Source organism: Streptococcus mitis (assembly GCF_003942775.1).
In the GTDB taxonomy this organism is placed as follows: Bacteria; Bacillota; Bacilli; order Lactobacillales; family Streptococcaceae; genus Streptococcus; species Streptococcus mitis_CN.
Window position 1 is genome coordinate 1 of sequence record NZ_RJNX01000031.1, and the last position, 613, is coordinate 613.

Annotated in this window: 1 rRNA gene; it reads right to left on the reverse strand. The window is 48.5% G+C overall.

Going from position 1 to position 613, the window contains the following annotated elements:
- Window positions 1-484: ribosomal RNA gene (locus D8848_RS10740) — 16S ribosomal RNA — on the reverse strand; the annotation flags it as partial.
- Window positions 485-613: the final 129 nt, after the last annotated feature.

Genomic DNA, 613 nt, shown 5'->3' on the forward strand with positions numbered 1-613 from the left:
CAGTGTGAACTTTCCACTCTCACACTCGTTCTTCTCTTACAACAGAGCTTTACGATCCGAAAACCTTCTTCACTCACGCGGCGTTGCTCGGTCAGACTTCCGTCCATTGCCGAAGATTCCCTACTGCTGCCTCCCGTAGGAGTCTGGGCCGTGTCTCAGTCCCAGTGTGGCCGATCACCCTCTCAGGTCGGCTATGTATCGTCGCCTTGGTGAGCCGTTACCCCACCAACTAGCTAATACAACGCAGGTNCATCTGGTAGTGNTGCAATTGCACCTTTTAAGCAAATGTCATGCAACATCTACTNTTATGCGGTATTAGCTATCGTTTCCAATAGTTATCCCCCGCTACCAGGCAGGTTACCTACGCGTTACTCACCCGTTCGCAACTCATCCGGAGAAGCAAGCTCCTCCTTCAGCGTTCTACTTGCATGTATTAGGCACGCCGCCAGCGTTCGTCCTGAGCCAGGATCAAACTCTCATTAAAAGTTTGAGTTCTCACTCATTTCTGTCACTGACAGATTTATTGTTTTTTTCATTGTTCAGTACTACAACCTTAGTTGTAGTGCCCTGCACATTGGTTCGTCTTGTTCAGTTTTCAAAGGTCTTTGTCACT